The following is a 24,930-nucleotide window of genomic DNA, read 5'->3' as shown; positions in this document are numbered from 1 at the left end:
CACCCGTACAAGCGAAATGACGGTCTAGCTCGTTGCATCGGATCATGGACGATCAAATCCGGCAATCCAGGGATACAGGATACCGCCGTAAAAAAACGCGGGCCTTCCGGCCCGCGTGTGTGCTCGAGCATTCCTGGGAGGGAAAGTGCGCCCAAACAAGGTCTCAAACGTTCAGGTTCATCCAGACCGCTTTCGGCTCGGTGAAATTCGCGAGCGCTTCGGTGCCGTGTTCGCGGCCGAAACCCGAATCGCCCGCACCGCCCCACGGCAACCGCACGTCGGTGTAGCCATAGGTATTGATCCAGACCGTGCCGGCCTTCGCCTTCTTCGCGAAGCGCTGCACGCGACCCATGTCGCGGCTCCATACGCCAGCGGCGAGGCTGAATGCGGTGCCGTTGGCTATCCGCAGCGCATCGGCTTCATCCTTGAACTTGATGACGCTGACCACGGGCCCGAATATTTCTTCCTGCGAAATTCGCATCTCGTGCTTCACGTTCGCGAACACCGCCGGGCTGATGTAATAGCCGCGGTCGCCGACGCGTTCACCACCGGAGACGAGTGATGCGCCTTCCCTCTCACCGATATCGATATAGTCGAGGATCGACTTCATCTGCTTTTCGGAAATCACCGGACCGAGCGCCGTGATCTTGTCCGCGGTGTCGCCCATGCGCAAGGCTTTCGCGCGCGCCGTGAGCCGCTCGACCACTTCGTCGTAGACGTTCTCATGCGCCAGCACGCGAGAACCGGCCGAGCACACCTGCCCCGCATTAAAGAAGATTCCCGCCGCAGCCGCCTTGGTGGCCGCGTCAAGATCGGCATCGTCGAAGATCACGTTGGCCGACTTGCCGCCAAGTTCGAGCGACACGCGCTTGAAGTTGCCCGCCGCACCGCGAAGGATGCCGCGGCCGACGCCGGGCGATCCGGTGAAGGTCACCTTGTCCACGCCGGGATGATTGACCAGCGCGTCGCCGACCACACGGCCCGGGCCCGGCACGATGTTCAGCACGCCCGGCGGCAGACCTGCTTCCAGTGCAAGCTCGCCGATCCGCAGCGCCGACAGCGAGGTCAATTCGGCAGGCTTCATCACCACGGTGCAGCCGCAGGCCAGCGCCGGCGCGAGCTTCCACATGCCGATCATCAGCGGAAAATTCCACGGCACGATCACCGCCACCACCCCGACCGGTTCGCGCACGGTGTAGGTCAGCGCGTCGCCGCGCGTCGGCACGGTGTCGCCGTGAATCTTGTCGGCCCAGCCGGCGTAATAGGTCAGCGTGTCGATGGCGGCGGGAAGATCCTGCCGCAGCACCGCCGAGATCGGCTTGCCCGCGTCGCGGCTTTCCAGCTCGGCGAGTTCATCGCCGTGCTGCTTCATCAATTCCGCAAGCCTGAACAGGATGTGGCCGCGCTCGGCCGGACGCATGTTGCCCCAGACGCCCAAGAAGGCGCGGCGCGCAGCAACGACAGCGCGCTCGACGTCAGCTTCGTTACCTTCGGAGATCACCGCGATGACCTCCTCTGTCGCAGGATTGAGCGTCTTGAAGGTGCGGCCCGACACCGACTCGATGTGCCGGCCGTCGATCAGGAGCTGCTTGCGGAGGACAACGGCGTCGCGGGGCGTATCATGGGAGTAATCATATGCAATCGACATCATATTCTCCTGTTCTTTCTCCCAATTTTTGCACTAAATTCTTGTTAGTAAATATGATATGATTTGCCAGTGGCTCGCGGTCGTATGAAGTCCATTTCATAATCAGAGGTGCCGATGTTTCATATCGAGATCGAACCCGTCTGGCGCTTCCACAAGGAAGGCAGCCCGCAGACCGCCGTCGTCATGCTGGGCGTGCTCAACGAAATCCGTACAACCGGCAAACTCACCAGCGCGGCAAAACACGCCGGCCTGTCCTACCGCCATGTCTGGAATCTGGTCGAACAGTGGTCCGAGTTCTTCGGCGTGCCGCTGGTCGAAACCCATCGCGGCAAGGGCACGACCCTGACTGCCTTCGGTGAGAAGCTGGTGTGGGCCGGACAGCGCATGCAGGCCCGCCTCGGCCCGCAGCTTGAAAATCTCGCGCAGGAACTTGTCACCGAAATCAAGCCGTTCCTGCATCACCGCCCAAGCGTGATCCGCGTGCACGCCAGCCACGGATTCGCGGTCTCGAAGCTGCGTGAGCTGCTCGACCGGGAGCCGGGCATCGGCGTCGACCTGCGCTATGTCAGCAACCAGAACTCGCTGGTGTCGCTGGCGCAGAGCGCGTGCGATCTCTCCGGCGTCCACATTCCGCGAGGCGAACTGCGCGCGCAAAGCGTCAAGGCGTGCCGGGAGTGGCTCGATCCGCGCGAGGATCGCGTTATCAGTTTCGTGACCCGCGAGATGGGTCTGATGGTGAAGCACGGCAATCCATTGAAAATTGGATCGCTGAAAGATCTGGTCGACACAAAAGCCCGCTTCGTCAACCGCGATCACGATTCCGGAACACGGACGCTGTTCGATCAGCTGCTGGCACAGCACAGGATCGACGAGGCGAAGATCAACGGCGCACAGCAGATGGAGTTCACCCACGCCGCCGTCGCTGCCTACGTGGCCAGCGGCATGGCCGATGCCGCGTTCGGCGTCGAGGCCGCCGCGAAGCAGTTCGGACTCGATTTCGTCCGTCTGCTGACGGAGGACTATTTCTTCGTGTGCCGCCGCGGATTCCTCGATAGCGAGCCGATGCAACGCGTGCTCGACGTGATGAAGGGCGAGGCGTTTCACGATGCGGTGACGCAACTCCCCGGCTATGTCGCGGCAAACCCCGGAGCGGTCAGCACGGTCAAGGAATTTCTGGATATCGTCGACGCCACCAGCCGACCCGTTAAGATTAAGCCTTAACCAACTATTAACTCTACGTTTGCGGGCCCCAAAGGCGCGACCTAGCGTGCCTTGAGTGCTGCTCGCAACTTAGAACTGGTGCGTGCCATGACGTATAGAATGTACGGAGCGCTTATCGCCTCTCTCGGCGTGGCCGCGCTTATCCTTGCCCCGAACGAGACATTTGCCGATCCGGGTGCCACGTATGCTGGAGGGCCTGTTTCGGCGCGTCCGGCTTTCCGTCCATCAACCGGCCGGCCTCTGCAGCGTCATCGAGGACACAACGCAGGGACTTTCTGGCCGGGCACAGCCGGCGTGTTCTACGAACCATCGTATGCCGGACGCGGCGTGGATGTCGTACCGCCACCGTCAGGCGATATCCGCTACACTTACACTTATGATGTCCCCTGGGATTGGGCACATCGATTTCCGCCGGCGGTCGCACCGTCTGACAGACCTTATGTGCAGGAATGCACCAAGCAGACCGTCAAGGTTCCCCGGCGCGAAGGCGCAGAGGAAACCGTAAGCGTAAATATCACGCGGTGCTATTAAACGGCTTAGGACAACACGCTGGTTGAAACGAGAGAAGCAGCGGCTCTCTCATTTCAAACTGTCCCGAGTACGCGCCTAGTTCGATTCCGGCACCACGGCCTGAAATACGGATTTCGCGGCGGACATCACGTCCTCGGTCACCGACGAACGCCCCTGTTTCGCGCGCAGATCGAGCGGGCGCGAGGGAATGTCGGCCGGCGGCGTCAACCGCTGGCCATCATCGGCCCGGGTCTCGGACGATCCTGAGATCGGCGTGGGAAATGGCTGCGGCGGAGCCATCACGGCGGCTTCGCTCGGCGGTGGCGCGACCGTGACCGCAGGCGGCAGCGGCTGGACCGGCGGCTGCGGCGCAGCGGCAGGGGCATAGACGACGCTGTTGACCCGGGCGCGCTCCTGACCCCGCTCCTGCGCTTTCGCCGGCTCGTCGGCACGCACGGCTTCCGGCGCACGCGGCAGCTCAGATATCGCCTTGGCATTGCGCAGCCGTTCGATCGCGGCCCGCGCCAGATCGTTGGCATCGCGCCTGTCGTCGGGCGCAGCATTGGTCTCGGCAGGCAATGGCGCAGCGGGCGCTGGCTTCGCAGCGGTCCGTTCCCGCTTCTCGGCAGCAGCCTTCTCACTGGCGAGTTTGTCGGCGGCAGCCTTCTCACTGGCAGCCTTTTCGGCGGCAAGTTTTTCGGCGGCCTTCTTCGCGTTCTCCGCCCGGTCAGCGGCCGAGCGCTCCGCCGCGGCCTTTTCGAGAGCCTGCTTTTCGGCCTTGAGCCTGGCGGCTTCGGCTTTTGCGGTTTCAGCCTTGGCGGCCTTATCACCGGACTCGTCGGCTTTCAGCGTCTGGGGGGCAGCCTCCTTGGAGGTCTGAGCGGGAGCCGCAATGGCCGCCTTCGGCTTGTCGGCCTCCGACTTGGCGTTGATGTAGTGCGTGACGATGTACGCACCGACCACCGTCGCCACGATCGACGGAACGACCTCCAAAAAGTATTTCGTGAACAGCTTCTTGATCATCACAACTCCCCGCAGACGTTGCATGGGGGAACTTTAGGGCCGATTGAGGGATCAACTGCGACAGATCGGTGGCAACTGCGGGGAAAACGCCGGGTAACGGCTTTGTCAGAAGCCTTACCCGGCCCCCCGGCGTTGCCGACCAGCGGCTATTTCACCTTCTCGATTCCGGTCAGGGTCATCTGCCCATTGACCTTGTCGACGTCGAACCTGACGTTGTCGCCGACCTTCACCCGCTTCAGCATGTCCGGGGCCTGGGCTCTGAAAACCATGGTCATCCCCTCCATATCCATTTTCTTGATGGGACCGTGTTTGATGGTCATTTTTCCGGCCGCCTCGTCGATCTTGGTGACGGTTCCGCTGACCGGCAGCGCCTGAGCATGCGCCGGCGCTGCGGGAAGGAGAGCCGACAGCGCGATGAAGCAGGACGTCGCAAGAATAAGTTTCCGCATATTTCTTCCTCTGGTTTTGTGTTCGATCATTTCACGACAACAGTGCCGATCATCCCGGCCTCGCGGTGCCCGGCGATCAGACACGCAAACTCGAACGTCCCGGCCTTCGTGAATTTCCAGACGATCTCGCCGGATTTACTCGGCGCGAGTTGAATCCCGTTCGGCTCGTCGTGTTCCATGCCGGGATTCTTCTGCATCGCCTCGGCGTGCTTGAGGTTCGCCTCGGGCGTCGCCAGCAGGAATTCGTGATCCTCATAGCCGTCGTTGCGAAGCACGAAGCGGACCTGCTCGCCGCGCTTCACTTCGATTTTCTTCGGCTGATAGTACCGGTCCCCCATCTCGACGACGATCTCACGCGAAGGCTTTTTCGGATCGCCGGGCTCCCCGGCGTCGTAAGAGGCGTGGTTGTCGTGCGCCGATAGGCGGTCGAACGATGCCGGCAACAGCATCAACGCGGCGGCGATCAGGGTGATTTTGGATTTTCGCAAAGCGGGCATCTTCAAAGCATGCATCTTCAGTGTCCTTTGTGGTTCATGGGAGGCTTGATCACTTTCATCTCGATCGCAGGCTTCGACTTTGGGGGCGAAGCCGATTGTTTCGCGGGAGGCGCCGTCGCGCTCGCGACCTCGTAGGCCACCGTTCCAGCGGGGTTCTTGTAGGGAGGCGGGTCGGTATAATCGTTCGCCGCAAGCCCCTCGCGGATTTTGACGGTTGTGAACATGCCGCCCATTTCGATCGGGCCGAACTGGCCGAAGCCGGTCATCATCGGCAGCGTGTTGTCCGGCAGCGGCATTTCCATTTCGCCCATGTCGGCCATGCCGGCGCTTCCCATCGGCATGTAATCCGGCACCAGCTTGCGCACCGACTTGACCAGATCGCGCTTCTGCACCCCGACGAAGTTCCGGATGTCGTGGCCCATCGCATTCATGGTGTGATGGCTCTTGTGACAGTGGAATGCCCAGTCGCCCGGCGCATCCGCAACGAACTCGAACGCGCGCATGCTGCCGACCGGCAGATCGATGGTGACTTCCGGCCATCGTGCGGTTTCAGGCACCCATCCGCCATCGGTGCAGGTGACGAAGATTTCGTGACCGTGGATGTGCATCGGGTGATTGGTCATGGTGAGATTTCCCATCCTCACCCGCACACGGTCGCCGAGACGAACCGGGAGTGTGTCGATCCCGGGGAAGACGCGGCTGTTCCAGGTCCACATGTTGAAGTCGGTCATCTCCGCGACTTTCGGAAGATACGACCCCGGCTCGATGGCATAGGCGCTGGCGAGGAACACGAAGTCACGATCGACAGGCATGAACTTCCGGTCGCGCGGATGCACGACGAAGAAGCCCATCATCCCCATCGCCATCTGGACCATCTCGTCGGAATGCGGGTGGTACATGAACGTGCCGCTTTTCTTCAGCACGAACTCATAGACGAACGTCTTGCCGGGCTTGATGTGCGGCTGGGTCAGACCGCCGACACCATCCATGCCGTTCGGCAGCAGCATGCCGTGCCAGTGCACGCTCGTGTGCTCGGGCAGTTTGTTGGTGACAAAGATGCGGACCTTGTCGCCTTCGACCGCCTCAATGGTGGGGCCTGGCGCCTGACCATTGTAGCCCCACAGGTGTGCGACCATGCCCGGTGCGAATTCGCGCACCACGGGTTCGGCGACGAGATGAAATTCCTTCCAGTCGCCGTTCATGCGCCAGGGCAGCGTCCAGCCGTTGAGCGTGACGACGGGCTGATAGTCCGGGCCGCTGGACGGAAACAGCGGCGGCTGCATCGTCGTCGCGGTTGACGTTGCGGCTTCCGGAATACTCGCGGCTTGAACGCGGCCGCTGACGGCGCTTGCGCCGGCCAGCACCGCCGCCGATCCGAGAACTGCTCTGCGTGAGATCATTGTTCGTTCTCCATTCAATGCTGAGGGGCTTCGGCAGATGCGCCGGACATTGCGCGTGCGGCTTCGCCGCGTCCGAGAACACCTCCGCCCATCACCGCGGTGTTGAGATTTGTCGTGGCCAGCCAGAAATCCCGCCTCGCCTCAATCGCCGCCGTCGTTGCGGCGATGCGCTGACGCGCCTCCGCCAGCAACGAGAACACGTCGATCAGCATTCCGTTGTAGCGAAGCAGGGTTTCGTCGGAGATGATCTTGCGCAGCGGCAGAACTTCTCGCTGGTAGTGGTTCGCGATGTCATAGGACGACCGGTAGCTGCGATAGGCGTCGCGCGCTTCTGATCGAACATTGACCGCCCGCTCCGTCAGGCGGTTGACCGCGTGCATGTAGGTCGCCTCGGCTTCCCTGACGCGAACCTCGCCGAAATCGAAAATCGGAACCTGAAGTTCAACGTCAAAACCGCGCTCGCGGGCTTTTTCTCCGGTTGCCTTGTCCCTGAAGGTTTTTCCGGTGAGCCCGGCATCCAGCACGTTGATGAAGCGCGTCGCCTGCGTCAGTCCGTACGATTTTGCCAGCGCATCCAGCTCGATCCGCCCGATCTGGAGATCGACGTGACGACGAACCGCCTCGGTCTCGATGCCCGGCAGCGATTGCGGCCGCGAGGGTAACGGTGGCAGCGCGATGCCCATCCGGAATGCCAGATCGTCGCCCCACAATCCCATGGCGCGGATCAGCGCTTCCCGCTCGCTCGCAGCGCGCTGACGCGCGGTGGCGAGTTGCGCGGTGAGGTCGGCGTAGAACACCTGCTCGCGCGCCTGATCGAGCTTGTTCATGCCGCCGGTCTCGCCGAGACGGGTAGCGAACTTCGCCGCGGTTTCAGCGCCGGACTGGGCCTGCGCGAGAAAGCCCGCAAGTTCGCGCGCTGAGACGGCGCGATAGTAGGCGCGCCGCGTGTCCGCTGCGACCCGCAGCGTTTCACTCAAGGCCACAATCTGTGCCTGCCGAAAGCGGGCCGCTGCGATTTCCGAACGAACCGGCAATGTTGCGAGCGCCAGCACGTTGGCGACGATCTTGCGTTCGACTTCAACTTCGACCGATCCCGCAATCCGCGACAGTGAAATTGCAGGATTCGGCGGCAGGCTGCCCTCCACTGCCTGGGCTTCCGCGATGGCGAGTTCGTTGTAAGCCGCCTGCAATCCGCGATTGTTCAGAAGCGCGATCTGAACAGCTGCATCCGCAGATAACGGCTTCGAGAGCAGCCGCGCGGTTGTGCTGCGGGCGGCCGCCGCCTCATTCGATGTGCGCAAGGCGGCGGCATTCTTGCCGAGGTCTTGCGAGACCGTGGCCGTAACCACACTCATCCCGCCATCAGGCGAGAACGATGCGCAGCCCGACAGTAGCAGAAGGGCAGTGCTTGCCATCATCCACCTGCGGACGCGGCGCCTGACACTGTCATCCAGCGCTGCGGTATAGGTGAGAGTCTTGAAATCCTGAGCTGGCATGGTGCACCTACTCGCCGGATTTCGGAGCGGGTGCGACCTGCTCGTTCTGTTTCTTCCAGGCAGCGGGAGCCACCGGCCTTTGGGACGTGTAGCGCCCGAGTGTGGAGCTGTATTCAGCGCGCGATGTCCGCGCCCCCGGATCGGACGGGTCCGGCCCAGCGGAAACTGCAGGCTTGGTGGCGCAGCCTGCGAGAAACAGCAGCGCGAGCGATAGAAATAGTGCTTTGAACGGCATCGGCACGAGTGTCGTCGCCACCGGATCAACGGCAGCGAGCCTCGCCAGATTTTGCGCGGGCATCATATCCTCGAATGTCAAACGGCTTCGAAAGCGCGCGACTCTTCAGTCGCAGCGCCGGCGATCAGATCGACAGGAGGATGATTGGGGGGCGATAAAGGAGGTCGGGGGCCTCGCCGGAAATTCCGGCGTCGGAAGAGGCCGCGACCGATGCGTGAGTCATCGTTCGAGGCGTCAACTCAAACATGCTGGCCGGAAGCGCGCTGATGCACATCACGCCACAGCAAGCGGGGGCGGTCGACTTGCCGCCGGAATCAGTCATGCCGGCGTGGTCGTGCATCGCACCGGCAGATTCGGCATTCGCCGGCGCGTGATGATCGTGATCCGCATGCGTCATGCCCTGATGGACATGAGCGGCTTCACCGTGCACGTGTCCGACATGCTGGACCTGCGCTGGGCTTGTCAGGCAGTGCGCCAGAGCGCTGTCTGCAAAGGCGAAACTGACCGGCGCGACGAGGCAAAAGGCATAGAGCGCAACGAGAATGCGCGCAGCCTTTACCCTCATGACCCTGGTCAGTTGCGTCAGCATCCGGAACCGGCACTCCCGTCGTGGCGACCAGCCACAACCATCGACAGAGGTACAGTCAGAGTTCCAAACAGGCAAGACGCTTTGCGGTCACAGCAACGCGAGAAAAACTTCGGTTCACTGCCTCATTTCGCACAGCGGTTCCGGCCTGCGCGGATGCATAGCCGGGGTGATATGGACGAAAGCCTTCGGGCGGCGTAGCAAATACTCTGGGTTCCTTCGCAGGAGCCGCTCGCGCCGGGCCATCAGCGGCCGATCACTGACAGCAAGCCTTTTGGAGTTCACGATCTTGACCGAATATCAGCCGGCAGCCTCCATCGACGCCGTCGAACAAGGTCTGGCCTCGGCGGGCTACATCGCCAATCGTCAGATCGCGACCGCGGTTTATCTGTCGCAGCGGATCGAAAAGCCGATCCTCGTGGAAGGGCCGGCCGGCGTCGGCAAGACCGAACTGGCAAAGGCGATCGCCGCATGGCGCGGCCTCAAGCTGATTCGCCTGCAATGCTATGAGGGCCTCGACGAAGCCAAGGCGCTTTACGAGTGGAAGTACGCCAAGCAGTTGCTCTACACGCAGATCCTGAAGGACAAGCTCGGCGAAGTGCTGGGCGACGCGGAGACGCTGCCGGCGGCGCTGAACAAGCTGCACGATTTCGGCGACGTGTTCTTTTCCAAGGAATTTGTCGAGCCGCGCCCACTGCTGCAGGCGCTCGAACAGCCGAAGGGCTGCGTGCTGCTGATCGACGAAATCGACAAGTCGGACGCGGAATTCGAATCGCTGCTGCTCGAAATCCTGTCCGACTTTCAGGTGACGCTGCCTGAACTCGGCACCATCTCCGCGATTTCGCCGCCGACGGTGATCCTCACTTCCAACAGCGAACGCGATCTCGGCGACGCGCTCAAGCGGCGCTGTCTCCATCTGCACATCGGCTTCCCCGAGCAGAAGCTCGAGGAGCGTATTGTCGAGAGCCGCGTGCCCGGCATATCACAGTCGTTGCGGCGGCAGATCGTCAGCTTCATCAATGACGTCCGCACGCTGGACTTGAAGAAGCTGCCGTCGGTGTCCGAGGCTATCGACTGGGCGCGGGTGCTGGTTCTGCTGCAGGCGAGCGAACTGGATCACCAGATGGTCAAGGACACGCTCAACGTCCTGCTCAAGTACGAAGCCGACATCGAGACCACCATGCCGCAAGTCACCGCCTTCATTGGCAAGACCCGCCAGCTAGTGTCCTGAATCCGAAGTTCGCCTCATCTTGCAGCACACTCCATAGCGAACTTCGGATTCAAAAGGACACTAGCAATTATAACTTCAGTGTGGTTTTGGTTCGCAAGTCCGCAAAAGAAGGCGCTGTAGAAACGATGCGGACTTGCGAACCACCACACTGGAACGTCTTCGGTTAGACCGGATGAGAGAGAACCTGCATCGCTTCTTTCGGGCGGCCCGCGGGGCCGGGGTGCGGATTTCGCCCTCCGAAAGCATCGACGCGATGCGGGCGGTTTCCGAGATCGGCTTTACCGACCGCGAAATCCTGCGCGACACGTTTCTGCTGACCCTCGCCAAGAGCACCGACGACAAGCGGGCGCTCGGCGAATGCTTCGACCTGTTCTTCCAGCAACCTGAAATTACCGGACCGCCGACTCAAGACAACGAGGCAGGCGAATCCGGCGAGAGCGGCGAGACATCGAGCGAGCAGATGCCGCCGGGCGCCGCGGCATCGTCCCCTCCTTCGGGCCTCGGGCCGCTGGCGCAGATGCTGATGTCGCAGGACCGCAACGCTCTCGCAGCGGCAATTGCGAATGCCTCCGCCGCCGCGGAGCTGTCCGAGATCCGGTTCTTCACCCAGCGCGGCATCTATTCGAGCAAGATCCTCAACGAACTCGGCATCGCGCAATTGCGGGACGATCTCGACGCCCTGACAGTCAGCAATCCGGCGGAGGCCGAGCGGCTTGCGGCAGCGACCGAAGCGCTGCGCGAGAATGTGCGCGATACCGTTTCGCAGGCGCTGCTGCTGTACGGCCGCGAGGAAACCGAGAACCTGCGCAACGACATCCTGCGCAACGCGCCGATGTCGCAGCTCGACCAGCGGCAGATCCAGCAGATGCGCGTGCTGATCCGCCAGATCGCACGGCGTCTGCGCGAGCGCTACAGCAAGCCGCGCAAGCGCCAGCGCCGCGGCCATCTCGACGTCCGCCGCACGATCCGGCGCAACGCGGCATGGGGCGGCGTGCCGTTCCTGACCACGTGGAAGCGCCGCCACCGCGACAAACCGAAGATCATCGCGATCTGCGATGTCAGCGGCTCGGTCGCGCGCGTCTCGGATTTCTTCCTGCTGCTGATCTACAGCCTTCATGAAGTTGTGTCCGACGTCCGCTCCTTCGCGTTCTCCGGCCACCTGATCGAGGTCAGCGACATTCTCGAAGAGATGGACGCCGACAAGGCGATGAAGGAGATCATGACGCAGGTCGGATTCGGCTCCTCGGACTACGGCAAGTCGCTGGCCGATTTCGAAAAGCTGTGTCTCAGCGCAGTAACGCCGCAAACCACGGTGATCGTGCTGGGCGACGCGCGGACCAACAACCTCGATCCCCGCGCCGACATTCTTCGGCGCATCTCGGAGCGCTCCAAGCGGCTGGTCTGGCTCAATCCCGAAGGCCGCATGGTGTGGGGCTGGGGCGATTCGGAAATGCCGCGCTACGCGACCTATTGCAGCGTCGTGCGCCAGTGCGCCACCGCCAAGCAGCTCGAACGCGCCATCACCGATATCGTCGCGGCGTATCAGTAAGCGGTTTTCTGTTCGGGCATGATCTTATCCGAAAACCGGTGCCCACTTTTCGGGATCATGCCCTAAGGCACGAGCACCATGAAAATAAACACCGCGAACATCACCAGATGCACCAAGCCGTACAGGATGTTGGTGCGGCCGGTTCCGAACGTCGCCAGGCTGACCAGAAAGGTCATGATCAGCAGCATGGTGTCGCGAGTCTCGAGACCGAGCACCAGCCGCTTGTCCAGCAAATAGGTCGCGATCGCGACGGCCGGCACGGTCAGGCCGATGGTGGCCAGCGACGAGCCGAGCGCAAGATTGATGCTCTTCTGCAGATCGTTCTTGCGCGCGGCAGCCAGCGCGGCGACGCCTTCCGGCAGCAGGATCAGCAGCGCCACGACAACGCCCGCAAAGGCCGGCGGCGCGCCGATGGCGGCCGCTCCGGCGTCCACCACCAGCGAGAACTTCTTGGCCAGCATCACCACCCCGACCAGCGAGACCAGCAGCAGGGACCCGCTGATCAAAAACAGGCGGCCTGCCGGGGCGTAGTCCCGTTCCCCCTCGCCCGCGCCTGCGATGAAGTAGTCGCGGTGGCGAATGGTCTGGGTGTACAGAAACACGCCATACAGCACGATGGTGACGACGCTGACGAAGCCGAGCTGGCTCGCGGAATAGACCGGGCCGGGCGTGGTCTCGGTGTAATTCGGCAGGATCAGCGTGATAGTGGCCAGCACGATGAGCACGCTGAGGTAGACGTTGGCACCGGTGACCTGGAAATCCTGCTCGCGATAGCGCAGGCCGCCAACAAGGATGCAGATGCCCACGAGGCCGTTGCAGACGATCATGACCACCGCGAACACGGTGTCGCGTGCCAGCGTCGGCACGCCGTTCTCGCCGAGCATGATGGTGGCGATCAGGGCCACCTCGATAATGGTTACCGAGAGCGTCAGCAGCAGCGTGCCATAGGGTTCGCCGATTCGCTCTGCGATCACCTCGGCATGGTGGACCGCGGCGAACACGGTGCCGAACAGGATGACCAGCAGCACGGCCGCGAAGGCAAGCCCCGCCGGGGTGTGGGTGAAACCGATGCCGAGCGCCGGAATTTCGGTGACGATATAAAGCAAAATGGCCAGCGCGGGATAAACCCAGGCTGACCGTGGCATGTGTGTATGGGCACTCATGCGCTCGATACTAACGGCGCGATTACAAAACGCCTAGCCAGCCCGGAGGGAATTTGCACCCGGAAGCGAGATGCCTTAACCAAAAAGGACTGCTTTTTGGAAGGAAACAAAAAAATGTTCTCTCACGTCATGATCGGGACAAACGATCTCGAAAAGGCCAAGGCGTTTTACGACAATCTGCTGGGCACGCTCGGGGTGCCGCCGGGGGTGGTCGATCGCCATCGCATCTTCTATCGCACCAAAACCGGGACTTTTTCGGTGTCGAAGCCGATCGACGGCAAACCCGCCACGCCGGCCAATGGCGGGACCATTGGCTTTGCTGCGACTTCGCCCGAGGAAGCCAACGCCTGGCATGCAAGCGGCATCGCGAACGGCGGCACGACGTGCGAGGAGCCGCCGGGCATCCGTGAAGGGGGCGGCGTGAAAATGCACCTTGCCTATCTGCGCGACCCCGACGGCAACAAGCTCTGCGCGCTGTATCGGGTACCAAAGGCATAAAAAAAAGAGGCCGTGCCAAGCGCACGGCCTCTTTCGTTCCTGCGATTTGAGAAGGCGGCGTTCGCCTACATCGCCTTGACGATGTTCTCGGTCATCTTCTTGGCGTCGCCGAGCAGCATCATGGTGTTGTCGCGGTAGAACAGCGGGTTGTCGACACCGGCATAGCCGGAGGCGAGCGAACGCTTGATGAACATCACAGTGCCGGCCTTCCAGACCTGCAGCACCGGCATGCCATAGATCGGCGACTTCGGATCTTCTTCCGCCGCGGGGTTGGTCACGTCGTTGGCGCCGATCACGAAGGCGACGTCGGCCTGCGCGAACTCCGAGTTGATGTCCTCGAGCTCGAACACCTCGTCGTAGGGCACGTTGGCTTCGGCCAGCAGCACGTTCATGTGGCCGGGCATGCGGCCCGCGACCGGATGAATCGCGTACTTCACCTCGACGCCTTCCTTCTTCAGCGTGTCGGCCATTTCACGCAAGGCGTGCTGCGCCTGCGCCACCGCCATGCCGTAGCCCGGCACGATGATCACCTTCTGCGCGTTCTTCATAATGAAGGCCGCATCGTCCGCCGAGCCCAGCTTGACCGGCTTGACTTCGCCGGTGCCCGCCGCGGCCGGTCCGCCGCTGTCGCCGCCGAAGCCGCCGAGGATCACCGAGATGAAGGAGCGGTTCATCGCGTGGCACATGATGTAAGACAGGATCGCGCCGGAGGAGCCGACCAGCGCGCCGGTGATGATCAGCGCCGAGTTGCCCAGCGTGAAGCCGATGCCCGCCGCCGCCCAGCCCGAATACGAGTTGAGCATCGAGATCACGACCGGCATGTCCGCGCCGCCGATCGGAATGATCAGCAGGGCGCCGAGCACCAGCGCGATGATGGTGATCATCCAGAAGTCGAACGAGCTTTGCGAAACCACAAGGCCGTAGATGAAGAACACCAGCGCCAGCGCGAGCACGATGTTGATGATGTGGCGGGCCGGCAGGATGATCGGCGCGCCGCTCATGCGGCCCGAGAGCTTGAGGAACGCGATCACCGAGCCGGTGAACGTGAGCGCGCCGATGGCGACGCCGAGCGACATCTCGATCAGGCTCGAGGCATGGATGCTGCCGCGGGCGCCAATGTCGAACGCGGCAGGCGCATAGAACGCGCCGGCGGCGACCAGCACCGCGGCCATGCCGACCAGCGAGTGGAAGGCCGCGACCAGTTCCGGCATCGAGGTCATCGGCACCCGGCGGGCGATCACCGCACCGATGCCGCCGCCGATGGCGATGCCGAGGATCACGAGAATCCAGCCGGTCGTGCTGGTCGGCGGATGCGCCGCCAGCGTGGTGGCGATGGCGATGGCCATGCCGATCATGCCGAAGAAGTTGCCCTGGCGGGAGGACGCCGGGCTCGACAGGCCGCGCAACGACAGGATGAAAAGGACGCCAGCGACGAGATAGAGCAGCGCTGCGAGATTCGCGTTCATGTTCCCTGCCCCGTCACTTCTGCTTTTTCTTGTACATCGCCAGCATGCGCTGGGTGACAAGGAAGCCGCCAAATATGTTGATGCACGCAAAGACCAGCGCGATGAAACCGAACGCGCGCGCCCAGAGCGGGCCGTCGTCGTTGCCGACCTGCGCGACGCCGGTCGCCAGCAGTGCGCCGACCACGATCACCGACGAAATCGCGTTGGTGACCGACATCAGCGGCGTATGCAGCGCGGGCGTCACCGACCACACCACGAAGTAGCCGACGAAAACCGCGAGAACGAAAATCGACAACCGGAACACAAACGGGTCGACAGCCTCAATTCCATGCATGTCGGCTCTCCTTATGCCTTCGGCTGAAAATTCGGATGAATGACGGCGCCGTCCTTGGTCAAGGCAGTCGCCTTCACAAGGTCGTCGTCCCACTTCACGGCGAGCGACTTGGCGGCCTTGTCGTACAGCGTCTCGATGAATGAGAACAAATTGCGCGCGTAAAGGCTCGACGCCGAGGCCGGGACCTTGCCGGCGAGATTGGTGTAGCCGACGATCTTCACACCATCGACATCCGCCACTTCATCGGCCTTGGCGCCCTCGACGTTGCCGCCGCGCTCGACCGCAAGATCGACCAGCACGGAGCCGGGCTTCATCGACTTCACCATCTCAGCGGTGACCAGCTTCGGCGCGGGACGGCCCGGGATCAGCGCCGTGGTGATGACGATGTCCTGCTTCTTGATGTGCTCGGCGGTGAGCGCGGCCTGCTTGGCCTGATACTCTTTCGACATTTCCTTGGCGTAGCCGCCGGCGGTCTGGGCGTTCTTGAACTCTTCGTCCTCGACCGCGAGGAACTTGGCGCCGAGGCTTTCGACCTGTTCTTTCGTCGCCGGACGCACGTCGGTCGCGGTGACCACGGCGCCGAGGCGGCGCGCGGTGGCGATCGCCTGCAGGCCGGCAACGCCGACGCCCATCACGAACACTTTCGCCGCGGGCACGGTGCCGGCCGCGGTCATCATCATCGGAAACGCGCGGCCGAAGGCTTCGGCGGATTCGATCACGGCGCGGTAGCCGGCGAGGTTGGCCTGCGACGACAGCACGTCCATCACCTGCGCGCGGGTGATGCGCGGCATCAGCTCCATCGCGAAGGCCGCAACGCCGGCATCGGCCAGCGCCTTCAGCGCGGCTTCGTTGCCGTAGGGGTCCATGATCGCGATGACCAGTGCGCCCTTCTTGTATTTCGTAACTTCGGAGACTTCCGGACGCTTCACCTTGATGACGATGTCGGCATCCTTCACCGCATCGGCGCTGACGACAGCGCCGGCGGCTTCATAGTCCGCGTCCAGCAGACCGGACTTGATGCCGGCACCCGGCTCGATCGCGACATCGATGCCCAGCGCCTTGAACTTCTTGACGGTGTCGGGCGTCGCCGCAACGCGCGGCTCGGCTGCATCCACTTCCTTGGCTATCGCAATTTTCATGACGCCTCCCGCAGCCGTTCGGCCGCGCATGACTTAATCACCGGCCACACCGCCGGGACAACCGAATTCGATCAGGTGAGAAAGATCGCCATCAAGGCGAGGATGACGATAACGGAAATCGTCCCGTACTTCGTCATCACGAGAAACCCTTCGTAGGTTTGCTCGTGCGCAGGATAGTCCATGCCATCCGCCGTGGTGTAAGCAACTTCGTTATGGTCAGCCATCGATCCCCTCCAGCGCCACTCTAAATGTTGACGCGAATTAGCCCAATTGCGGGGCAAGGGCAACGGCTGCCTCCGCTTTGGACAACCGATTAGAACCACCCGCATGCATGCCATGCAATGACCCTCGCGGAAATTTCCGCGATGCGGAACAGGACGCCAATCCTTCCGGCAATTGCCTCTAAAAAAGGCTGCTTTTGCCTATCCCATCGCCTCCAGTTCAGCGATCAGGCTTTCGATCACCGACAGCCCGCCGTCCCAGAATTTGGGATCTTTGGCGTCCAGCCCAAACGGTTGCAGCAACTCGGAATAATGCTTGGTGCCGCCGGCCGAGAGCATCGCGAGATAGCGGTCGGCGAACCCCTCCGAGGCGTTCTCGTAGACCGCGTAGAGCGAGTTCACGAGGCAGTCACCGAACGCATAGGCGTAGACATAAAACGGCGAATGGATGAAGTGCGGGATGTACATCCAGTACGTCTCATAGCCGGGCTTGATCTCGATAGCCGGGCCGAGGCTTTCGCCCTGCACGCTCAGCCAGATTTCACCGATCCGCTGCGCGGTCAGTTCGCCGTTGCGGCGTTCGGTGTGAATCGCGCGCTCGAACGAGTAGAACGCGATCTGGCGCACCACCGTGTTGATCATGTCCTCGACCTTGCCGGCGAGCAGCGCCTGGCGCTCCTTGGCATTTTTGGTCTCGGCCAGCAGCCGCTTGAAGGTCAGCATCTCGCCGAACACGCTGGCGGTCTCCGCTAGCGTCAGCGGCGTCGGCGCCATCAGCGCGCCGTTCTTGGCGGCGAGCACCTGATGCACGCCATGACCAAGCTCATGCGCGAGCGTCATGACGTCGCGCGGCTTGCCCTGATAATTCATCAGCACATAGGGATGCGCCGACGGCGTGGTCGGATGCGAGAACGCGCCCGGCGCCTTGCCGGGCCGCACCGGCGCATCGATCCAGCGGTCGGTGAAAAAGCGCGCCGCGATATTCGCCATCTGCGGCGAGAAATCGCCGTAGGCTTTCAGGATCGTGCTTTTCGCATCGTTCCAGCCGATCTGGCCGGTGGTCGCGAACGGCAGCGGCGCGTTGCGGTCCCAGAACGGCAGCGACTTCTTTTTGAACCAGCGCGCCTTCATCTTGTAGTAGCGGTGAGAAAGCCGCGGATAGGCGGCGCGTACCGACGCCACCAGCGCATCGACCACTTCGCGCTCGACGCGGTTGGCCAGATGGCGCGCGTCGGCGATGTCCTGGAAGCCGCGCCAGCGGTCGGAGATTTCCTTGTCCTTGGCGAGCGTGTTGGTGATGAGTGCGAAGGTGCGCTCGTTGGCCTTGAAGGTTTTCGCCAGCGCCTGCGCCGCCGCCTTGCGCTTGGCGGGCGCACGATCCTGCAACAGCGTCAGCGTCGGCTCGATCGCCAGCTCCTTGCCACCGACCTTGAAGCGCAGCGCCGAAATGGTCTGGTCGAACTGCCTGTTCCACGCCGCATAGCCGCTGACAGATTTCTCGTGGAACAGCTGCTCGACGCGATCCTCGAGCTGGTACGGCTTGTCCTTGCGCAGATCTTCGATCCATGGCCGGTAGTGATTAAGCGAGGGCGCCACCATCGCGCGCTCGATCACCTCGTCATCGACGCGGTTGAGTTCGAGCGCGAAGAACAGAAGGTGCGTCGAGGCTGCAGTGATGCGCTCGGACACGTCGCCGTAGAATTTCGAGATCGCGGCATCGACGGTGTTGCCCGCATGGGCAAGCCCCGCATAGGACGCCAGCCGTCCGGCCAGATCGTCGATCCCCTCGTAGCTCCTGATCGCCTCGGCCAGCCATTCGCCACCGTCGGGCTTTGCAACCTGCTCCGCAATCTTGCCCTTGTAGGCAGCCTCGAACGCGACGCAGTCGGCATCGAGCTTGTCGAGATCGCGCGCCACCTCCGGTGCATCGAGCGCGGGATAAAGATCGGTCAAATTCCACTCGGGCAGCTTTCCCGCCTTGCCTGTCGCGCCGGATGCCTTTTTGGGAGACGGCTTTTTGGCGGAGGTTTTCGCCTTGGGCGCGGTTTTGGATTTTGCCGGAGATTTGCGGAGAGCCGATGTGCGCGAAGCCATATTTCAACCCGTGATGTTCAAGATCGTTCAGGACGATTGCAGCACTTGCCAAAGAAGCCAACTCTTAAGAGGTCGTTAATCGGCATCGGCGAGAGTGCCCCGATTCGAGACATGTTGTTGAGATAGTCCAGAGTTGCGGGGAATGCCATGGTTGCGACCATTCTGATTGCCGACGACGATGCCGTACAGCGGCGCCTCGTCGAAAACATGGTGCAACGTTGCGGTTACGACGCCGTGACAGTCGATAGCGGCGATGCCGCCCTCGCCCATCTGATCAATCCCGACACCAAACCCGTCGACGCCCTGGTGCTCGACCTTGTCATGCCCGGCCTCGACGGTATGGGCGTGCTGGCCAGAATTCGCGACGCCGGCCTCGATGTTCCGGTGATCGTGCAGACCGCCCATGGCGGGATCGACAACGTCGTCTCCGCGATGCGCGCGGGCGCGCATGATTTCGTGGTGAAGCCGGTCGGCATCGAGCGCCTGCAGGTGTCCTTGCGCAACGCCCTCAATGCCAGTGCGCTGAAAGGCGAACTGCAGCGCATCCGCCATCGCCGCGAGGGCAAACTCACCTTCGCCGACATCGTCACCCGCTCCGAGACGATGAACCACGTCATTTCGATGGGCAAGAAGGCTGCAGCCTCCACGATCCCGGTGCTGATCGAAGGAGAATCCGGCGTCGGCAAGGAATTGATCGCCCGTGCCATCCACGGCTCCTCCGAGCGCAGCGCCAAGCCGTTCATCACCGTGAACTGCGGCGCGATCCCGGACAATCTGGTGGAGTCGCTGCTGTTCGGCCACGAGAAGGGCGCGTTCACCGGCGCCACCGAACGTCACGCAGGCAAATTCGTCGAGGCCAATGGCGGCACGCTGTTCCTCGACGAGATCAGCGAACTGCCGCTGGCGGCGCAGGTGAAACTGCTGCGCGCCCTGCAGCAGGGCGAGGTCGAAGCGGTCGGCGGGCGCAAGCCCGTGAAGGTCGATGTACGGATCGTATCGGCGACCAACCGCAACCTGCTCAATCAGGTGAAGGCCGGTGCATTCCGCGAAGACCTGTTTTACCGGCTGCACGTTTTGCCGCTGACGATTCCGCCGCTGCGCACGCGCCGCGAAGACATCCCGCATCTGGTGCGGCATTTCATGACGCGCATCGCCGCCGAAGAGAACCGGCCCGTGACCAGCGTCAGCGGCGAAGCCATGGCGATGCTGGGACAACTGACGTGGCCCGGCAACGTCCGCCAGCTTGAAAATGCGGTGTATCGCGCCGTGGTGATGAGCGACGGCGGCCAGCTTGGACCGGATGATTTTCCGCAGACCGGTGGAATGTCCCTGGCCCCGGTTTACGAGGCGGAGCCGGTGGTCATGGACAGCCCGCCCTCCTCTCCCGGCGAGACCGTTGCAGGTGCCGAAATACCAATCGCTCCGTCACCCGCGCCAGCCGGATTCATGTCTGCGTACGGAACGCTGTCCATGCTCGGCGAGGACGGCGAAATGCGCGCCCTCGATGACATGGAGGCGGAAACCATCCGTTTCGCCATCGCCCATTATCGCGGCCAGATGTCCGAGGTCGCGCGGCGATTGAAGATCGGCCGCTCGACGCTGTACCGGAAACTGGACGAGGCCGCGGCCTCCGGCACGGAATCCGACCCTTCGCGCTGAAACGCGAATCACTGCGGCATGGAACGCCGGCACGGCTTTTTCGTTACTCATATTCGAACCGTTGCGGCGCGGTGACAGACACAGGAAAAGCGCGCGGCAATGCGCGCAAACCGTTGCAAGACATGCCGAATTGAAGTCACTTCCTGTGCGATGACTTCGAGTTGATCTGGCGGCGGCTGGCCGCTTCAAGCTGGCGCGTGTAGCGTTTCGTGCGTGTATGTTTCGCAGTGTTTTCAATGCGAAACTGCGTAGCAACTACCGATCTGGCCGGCGCTTTTGCATCAGGCAGTGACGGAAACCATCATGAGCTGTTCCATGCCGGGGCAGTTTCACCCGACAGGGTGCGAGAATTGGGGTGCGAGAATGCGTGACTTTTCGACCGGCCACCGCAAGAGCCCTCAGGGCTTCGACCGGATTTTGATGGCCGTGGCCGCTACATTCCTCTCTGTCGCCGCGACCACCGCCCATGCGCAGTCTGGTCCCGCCAAGAGCCCTGCAGATCTCGCCATCGATGCCGCGGTCCCGCTTCCCGAGCCCGCCAACGTGCCGCCGCCGACGGTGAACGACTTCAAGCCCGACACCGCAGCCGCCGCTCCGGCCACCACGGCAACTGTTCCTCCGGCTGCAACGGCGCCGACCGCAACGGCACCAACCGCAACTCCGCCGGCAGCAACAGCAGCAGTCCCAGCCCCCGCCGTCGAGTCTCCGAAGACCGAACCTGCCAAGGCCGCTCCGGCCGTCGCCGCAGCCGATCAGCCGGTTGCCGACAAGCTGCGCGACCTGATCGCTGCCAAGGGCGCGCGCTACTTCGACCGCAAGAACGAGCGCACCGCTGTCGAGAACTTCTACAAGGACCGCAACTACGCTCCGCTCTGGAGCGAAGCCGGCGCCGCGACCGCCCGCGCCAAGAGCGTGATCGCGCGCCTCAAGGACGCGAGCAGCGACGGCCTGAATGCCGCCGATTATCCGACGCCGGATTTCGCCGCTGCGACCACACCTGACGCACAGGCCGAGGCGGAATTGCGCCTGACCGAAAGCATGCTCGACTATGCGCGCCACGCGCAAAGCGGCCGCATGCACTACTCGCGCGTGAGCGCGGACATTTCGTACCCCGAGCACCCGGTCGATCCGGTCGAGGTCCTGATCAATGTATCGACGGCGCGCGACGCGTCGGCGGCGCTGGCGGGCTATAACCCGCCGCACAAGGGTTATCAGGCTCTGAAGGCGAAGCTCGCCGAGCTGCGCGGCGTGACCGAGGACACCTCGAAGCACATCGCCGAAGGCGACGTGCTCAAGTTCGTCAAGCCGACCAAGAAGAATGCCAATCCGGTCGTAATGGAAGACGAACGCGTGCCGGCGTTGCGCGCCAAGCTTCATGTCGCAGAGAACGCTGCCGACAAGCGCTATGACGCGGCGGTCGCCGATGCTGTCCGCAAATTCCAGTCGAGCAACGACCTGAAGGCGACCGGCGTGCTCGACAACGCCACGGTGCGCGCGCTCAACGGCCCCAGGAACGACCGCAAGATCGACATCGTGCGCGTCAACATGGAGCGCTGGCGCTGGCTGCCGCGCGAACTCGGCGCGAAGGCGCTGGGCGACGCCTATGTGATCCTCAACATTCCCGACTATTCGCTCAAGCTGATGCAAGGCGACAAGCAGGTCTGGACCACGCGCGTCGTCGTCGGCAAGCCCGGCAAGCATGCGACCCCGGAACTGACCGAGACGATGAAGTTCATCACCGTCAATCCGACCTGGAACGTGCCGCCATCGATCATCTACAACGAGTACCTGCCCGCACTGGCGCAGGACCCGACCGTGCTCGACCGCATGGGCCTGAAACTCGCGCGCGCCGCTGACGGCAGCATCCGCATCTCGCAGCCGCCGGGCGAAGCCAATGCGCTCGGCCGCATCCGCTTCAACTTCCCGAACAAGTTCCTGGTCTATCAGCACGACACGCCGGACAAGCACCTGTTCGCCAAGGAAGAGCGCGCCTTCAGCCACGGCTGCATGCGCGTGCAGAACCCCGACCAGTACGCCGCGAACCTGCTGAGCATCGTGCTGCCGAAGGACAACTACACATCCGAGAAGATCAAGGGCATGTACGGCCGCAGCGAGGTCAACATCAACTTCCCGACGCCGATCCCGGTCAACATCACCTATCAGACCGCATTCGTGGACAGCGCGGGCAAGCTCGAATTCCGCAAGGATATCTACAGCCGCGATTCCAGGGTGCTTGCACTGCTCAAGGGCAGCGAAGGCCGCGACATGGAAACCGCCGTGTCCCACGCCCAGCCGAACTACGTCCGCCCGACCAACGTGCGCGTTCCCGGCGATAGCTTCGCCAGCAACAGCGGCATGGGCTTCTTCGAGCGCCTGTTTGGACCTCCGACCCCGCCGCCGGCCCCCGTGCGTCAGCGCCGGGTGGTTCGCTAAGGAACTTCGCTGGAACCGGCCCAAAAGCGCCGATTTTCCCCGATTTCCACAGTTTGAAAGGGCTCCGCCGTTGGCGGGGCCCTTTTTCATTAACCATTGCCGACAAAGCATTCCGGGCCGGATCGGCCCGACGGCCCTTTTTTGCCATACTCCGGAGGGCATACTCCGGTCTTCACGGGCCTGTGACAGACTTGGGTCAGGCTCGGGGACTTGGGTTCGTAAAGAATTGGGATCGCTAAAGACTTGGGGAAACTAAGACTCGGGAAAACTAAGACTTGGGAAGAACAAGACTTGGGAAGCTAACCAACGCGGCGCGGGGATTGGTAAATAACGCTTAACCCCCCTGCCTTAAGACCATGTTCATCCTCTCCCGTTGCGTGGGGTAGCGGGGGATCACCTAAACAAACTGACGGCTGACGGGATTCTGAGTGGCGGGCGGTTTTCCACGCAGCATTGGCTTTGGATGGCTTTCGCGCACCTCGGTGCGCGTCGGCCTCGCCTCGCTGCTGCTGATCGCGACCAACGCCCGCTCCGTCCATAACGCCACCGCCGACGGCGACACCCGCACCCTCTCCTTCCATCACACCCATTCCGGCGAAGACCTTACCGTCACCTTCAAGCGCCACGGCCGTTACGACGAGGCCGCGCTGAAGAAGCTCAATCACTTCCTGCGCGACTGGCGCAGCCAGGATTCCACCACGATGGACCGGCGGCTGTTCGACATCGTCTGGGAAGTCTATCGCGACGTCGACGGCAAACAGCCGATCCAGATCATCTCCGCCTATCGCTCGCCCGCCACCAATTCCATGCTCCGCCGCCGCTCCTCGGGCGTGGCGCGCCACAGCCAGCATATGCAGGGCCAGGCGCTGGACTTCTTCATCCCCAGCGTGCCGCTCGAGCAGATTCGTTTCGCCGGACTTCGCCTGCAGCGCGGCGGTGTCGGTTTCTACCCCACCTCCGGATCGCCCTTCGTGCATCTCGACGTCGGCAGCATCCGCCACTGGCCGCGCATGACCCACGATCAACTCGCGCGCGTCTTCCCGGACGGCCGTACGGTGCATGTGCCGTCCAACGGCCAGCCGCTGAAGGGCTACGAACTGGCGCTCGCCGACATCGAGCGCCGCGGCAATGGCGAGGATGTCGCAGCGCCGTCGAAGTCGCGCACCTTCCTGGCCTCGCTGTTCGGCCGCAAGCAGGCGGATGACGAGGAAGAAGCCGGTAACGACGCGGCGCGCCGCAAGGTTGTTCCTGTCGCGCTGGCTGCTGCCGACAACGCCAAGGCCACCGTCACGGCCGCCGCCGAAAAACTTCTCGAGCGCGTGCCGCTGCCGCGCGCGAAGCCCGCAGGCGCGGCGTCCTATCAGGTCGCTTCGGCTGATACCAAGACCGTTCCGCTGCCCAAGCCGCAAGCCGCACTCAAGCCGATTCCCGCCGACGAATACGCCCCGCAATCGCCCATCGACATCATCAACGCCCGCGGCTTCTGGGATAACGAACCGGCGCCGAAGCCCGCGGCAGAGGCCCAGATCGCCGCCCTCAAGGCCCGCGGCGCCGTCGTCGCCGCCGATCCGCAATTCACCGCAAGCCTGCCGCAGAACGTCTCGCAGGCGCTCGCCTACGCGCCGGCGGATGCTCCGCTCGATCGCGCCAAGGTCGTCGCGGCCAGCGCGCCGCTGCCGCGCAGCCCGCGCGTTGCATCGCTCGCTCCGAACCCCATGTCCGGCGCGGACATCAACGCCTCCGCTGCGGCGATCGCCAAGGCACCACAGGGCAAGATCGCGACTGCGACCCGGATCAAGCAGGCCTCCCAGACAAACGACATCTGGCTGCGCGCGATGATCCTTGCGCCAAGCGCCAGCACCTCGATGGTCGCCTCAGTTCTCGGCGATCAGGACATGACGGTAATGCGCACGCATTTCGTCAAGCCGAACGCAGCGGTGGCAATGACGTTCTCGAACGATCCGCAAATGGGCATCGTCTGCGAGAAGTTCACCGGCTCGGCGACTACGACGCTGTCGACGACGACGTTCGCCATGCGCACCGCAGCGCTGCGGTAACACGGCGCGGCGCTTCAACGC

21 protein-coding genes are annotated in these 24,930 nt (G+C 62.9%); 7 read left to right on the top strand and 14 right to left on the bottom strand.

Features of this window, described 5'->3' with window-relative positions; all coding sequences use genetic code 11:
* Positions 1 to 163: 163 nt before the first annotated feature.
* Positions 164 to 1,648 carry an aldehyde dehydrogenase family protein gene (locus tag YH63_RS10515; RefSeq protein WP_046829601.1) on the bottom strand — a complete coding sequence of 495 codons (1,485 nt, stop codon included), beginning with the start codon at positions 1,646 to 1,648 and terminating at the stop codon, positions 164 to 166.
* A gap of 114 nt (positions 1,649 to 1,762) precedes the next feature.
* Here YH63_RS10515 and YH63_RS10510 point away from each other — a divergent pair, with 114 nt between their 5' ends.
* Positions 1,763 to 2,869 carry a substrate-binding domain-containing protein gene (locus tag YH63_RS10510; RefSeq protein ID WP_046827653.1) on the top strand — a complete coding sequence of 369 codons (1,107 nt, stop codon included), beginning with the start codon at positions 1,763 to 1,765 and terminating at the stop codon, positions 2,867 to 2,869.
* Positions 2,870 to 3,475: 606 nt separating this feature from the next.
* Here YH63_RS10510 and YH63_RS10500 read toward each other — a convergent pair.
* The 7 genes from YH63_RS10500 to YH63_RS10470 form a co-directional block, all read right to left on the bottom strand.
* Positions 3,476 to 4,402, bottom strand: a complete 927-nt coding sequence (locus tag YH63_RS10500; RefSeq protein WP_046827654.1) for a hypothetical protein — start codon at positions 4,400 to 4,402, stop codon at positions 3,476 to 3,478.
* Between the two features lie 146 nt (positions 4,403 to 4,548).
* Complete coding sequence (locus tag YH63_RS10495) at positions 4,549 to 4,851, bottom strand: copper-binding protein (RefSeq protein WP_046827655.1); 303 nt, start codon at positions 4,849 to 4,851, stop codon at positions 4,549 to 4,551.
* 26 nt (positions 4,852 to 4,877) lie between these two features.
* Positions 4,878 to 5,363, bottom strand: coding sequence for a cupredoxin domain-containing protein (locus YH63_RS10490; RefSeq protein WP_246658040.1), 486 nt, complete (start codon positions 5,361 to 5,363; stop codon positions 4,878 to 4,880).
* A gap of 2 nt (positions 5,364 to 5,365) precedes the next feature.
* Complete coding sequence (locus YH63_RS10485) at positions 5,366 to 6,748, bottom strand: multicopper oxidase family protein (protein WP_046827656.1); 1,383 nt, start codon at positions 6,746 to 6,748, stop codon at positions 5,366 to 5,368.
* 14 nt (positions 6,749 to 6,762) lie between these two features.
* Positions 6,763 to 8,166 (bottom strand): TolC family protein, encoded by a 1,404-nt coding sequence (locus tag YH63_RS10480; protein WP_052753905.1) that lies wholly within the window; start codon positions 8,164 to 8,166, stop codon positions 6,763 to 6,765.
* Between the two features lie 85 nt (positions 8,167 to 8,251).
* A complete protein-coding gene (locus YH63_RS10475) occupies positions 8,252 to 8,542 on the bottom strand; it encodes a hypothetical protein (protein ID WP_052753906.1) in 291 nt (96 codons plus the stop codon).
* 61 nt (positions 8,543 to 8,603) lie between these two features.
* On the bottom strand, positions 8,604 to 9,068 hold the full coding sequence (locus tag YH63_RS10470) for a hypothetical protein (RefSeq protein WP_052753830.1): 465 nt from the start codon (positions 9,066 to 9,068) through the stop codon (positions 8,604 to 8,606).
* 286 nt (positions 9,069 to 9,354) lie between these two features.
* On the opposite strand from YH63_RS10470, the gene YH63_RS10465 reads away from it, so the two are divergent.
* Complete coding sequence (locus tag YH63_RS10465) at positions 9,355 to 10,296, top strand: AAA family ATPase (protein WP_046829606.1); 942 nt, start codon at positions 9,355 to 9,357, stop codon at positions 10,294 to 10,296.
* Positions 10,297 to 10,468: 172 nt separating this feature from the next.
* A complete protein-coding gene (locus YH63_RS10460; protein WP_046827657.1) occupies positions 10,469 to 11,845 on the top strand; it encodes a vWA domain-containing protein in 1,377 nt (458 codons plus the stop codon).
* Between the two features lie 62 nt (positions 11,846 to 11,907).
* On the opposite strand, the gene YH63_RS10455 is transcribed toward YH63_RS10460, so the two are convergent.
* Entirely contained in the window at positions 11,908 to 13,008 is a 1,101-nt protein-coding gene (locus YH63_RS10455; protein WP_046827658.1) for a calcium:proton antiporter, read from the bottom strand.
* A gap of 114 nt (positions 13,009 to 13,122) precedes the next feature.
* Between YH63_RS10455 and YH63_RS10450 the strand changes: the two genes are divergently transcribed.
* Positions 13,123 to 13,506 (top strand): VOC family protein, encoded by a 384-nt coding sequence (locus YH63_RS10450; RefSeq protein WP_046827659.1) that lies wholly within the window; start codon positions 13,123 to 13,125, stop codon positions 13,504 to 13,506.
* 65 nt (positions 13,507 to 13,571) lie between these two features.
* Here YH63_RS10450 and YH63_RS10445 read toward each other — a convergent pair whose 3' ends face one another.
* From YH63_RS10445 to YH63_RS10425, 5 genes are all read right to left on the bottom strand, one after another.
* A complete protein-coding gene (locus YH63_RS10445) occupies positions 13,572 to 14,972 on the bottom strand; it encodes an NAD(P)(+) transhydrogenase (Re/Si-specific) subunit beta (protein ID WP_046827660.1) in 1,401 nt (466 codons plus the stop codon).
* A gap of 13 nt (positions 14,973 to 14,985) precedes the next feature.
* A complete protein-coding gene (locus YH63_RS10440; RefSeq protein WP_046827661.1) occupies positions 14,986 to 15,306 on the bottom strand; it encodes a proton-translocating transhydrogenase family protein in 321 nt (106 codons plus the stop codon).
* A gap of 11 nt (positions 15,307 to 15,317) precedes the next feature.
* Positions 15,318 to 16,445: a Re/Si-specific NAD(P)(+) transhydrogenase subunit alpha gene (locus YH63_RS10435; protein ID WP_046829607.1), complete on the bottom strand. Its 1,128-nt coding sequence runs from the start codon at positions 16,443 to 16,445 to the stop codon at positions 15,318 to 15,320.
* Between the two features lie 71 nt (positions 16,446 to 16,516).
* On the bottom strand, positions 16,517 to 16,669 hold the full coding sequence (locus YH63_RS10430; protein ID WP_046827662.1) for an aa3-type cytochrome c oxidase subunit IV: 153 nt from the start codon (positions 16,667 to 16,669) through the stop codon (positions 16,517 to 16,519).
* 198 nt (positions 16,670 to 16,867) lie between these two features.
* Positions 16,868 to 18,760 (bottom strand): M3 family oligoendopeptidase, encoded by a 1,893-nt coding sequence (locus YH63_RS10425; RefSeq protein WP_046827663.1) that lies wholly within the window; start codon positions 18,758 to 18,760, stop codon positions 16,868 to 16,870.
* Positions 18,761 to 18,907: 147 nt separating this feature from the next.
* Between YH63_RS10425 and YH63_RS10420 the strand changes: the two genes are divergently transcribed.
* The 3 genes from YH63_RS10420 (at position 18,908) to YH63_RS10410 (ending at position 24,909) form a co-directional block, all read left to right on the top strand.
* The gene (locus YH63_RS10420) at positions 18,908 to 20,419 is read left to right on the top strand and encodes a sigma-54-dependent transcriptional regulator (RefSeq protein WP_046827664.1); all 1,512 of its coding nucleotides are present in this window, start codon (positions 18,908 to 18,910) and stop codon (positions 20,417 to 20,419) included.
* A 363-nt stretch (positions 20,420 to 20,782) separates the two neighbouring features.
* A complete protein-coding gene (locus tag YH63_RS10415; protein WP_046827665.1) occupies positions 20,783 to 22,852 on the top strand; it encodes a L,D-transpeptidase family protein in 2,070 nt (689 codons plus the stop codon).
* Positions 22,853 to 23,280: 428 nt separating this feature from the next.
* The gene (locus YH63_RS10410) at positions 23,281 to 24,909 is read left to right on the top strand and encodes a DUF882 domain-containing protein (RefSeq protein ID WP_046827666.1); all 1,629 of its coding nucleotides are present in this window, start codon (positions 23,281 to 23,283) and stop codon (positions 24,907 to 24,909) included.
* Positions 24,910 to 24,930: the final 21 nt, after the last annotated feature.

The sequence above is a fragment of the Afipia massiliensis genome (genome assembly GCF_001006325.2).
Lineage (GTDB): Bacteria > Pseudomonadota > Alphaproteobacteria > Rhizobiales > Xanthobacteraceae > Afipia > Afipia massiliensis_A.
This window is presented reverse-complemented; position numbering and strand designations above follow the sequence as displayed.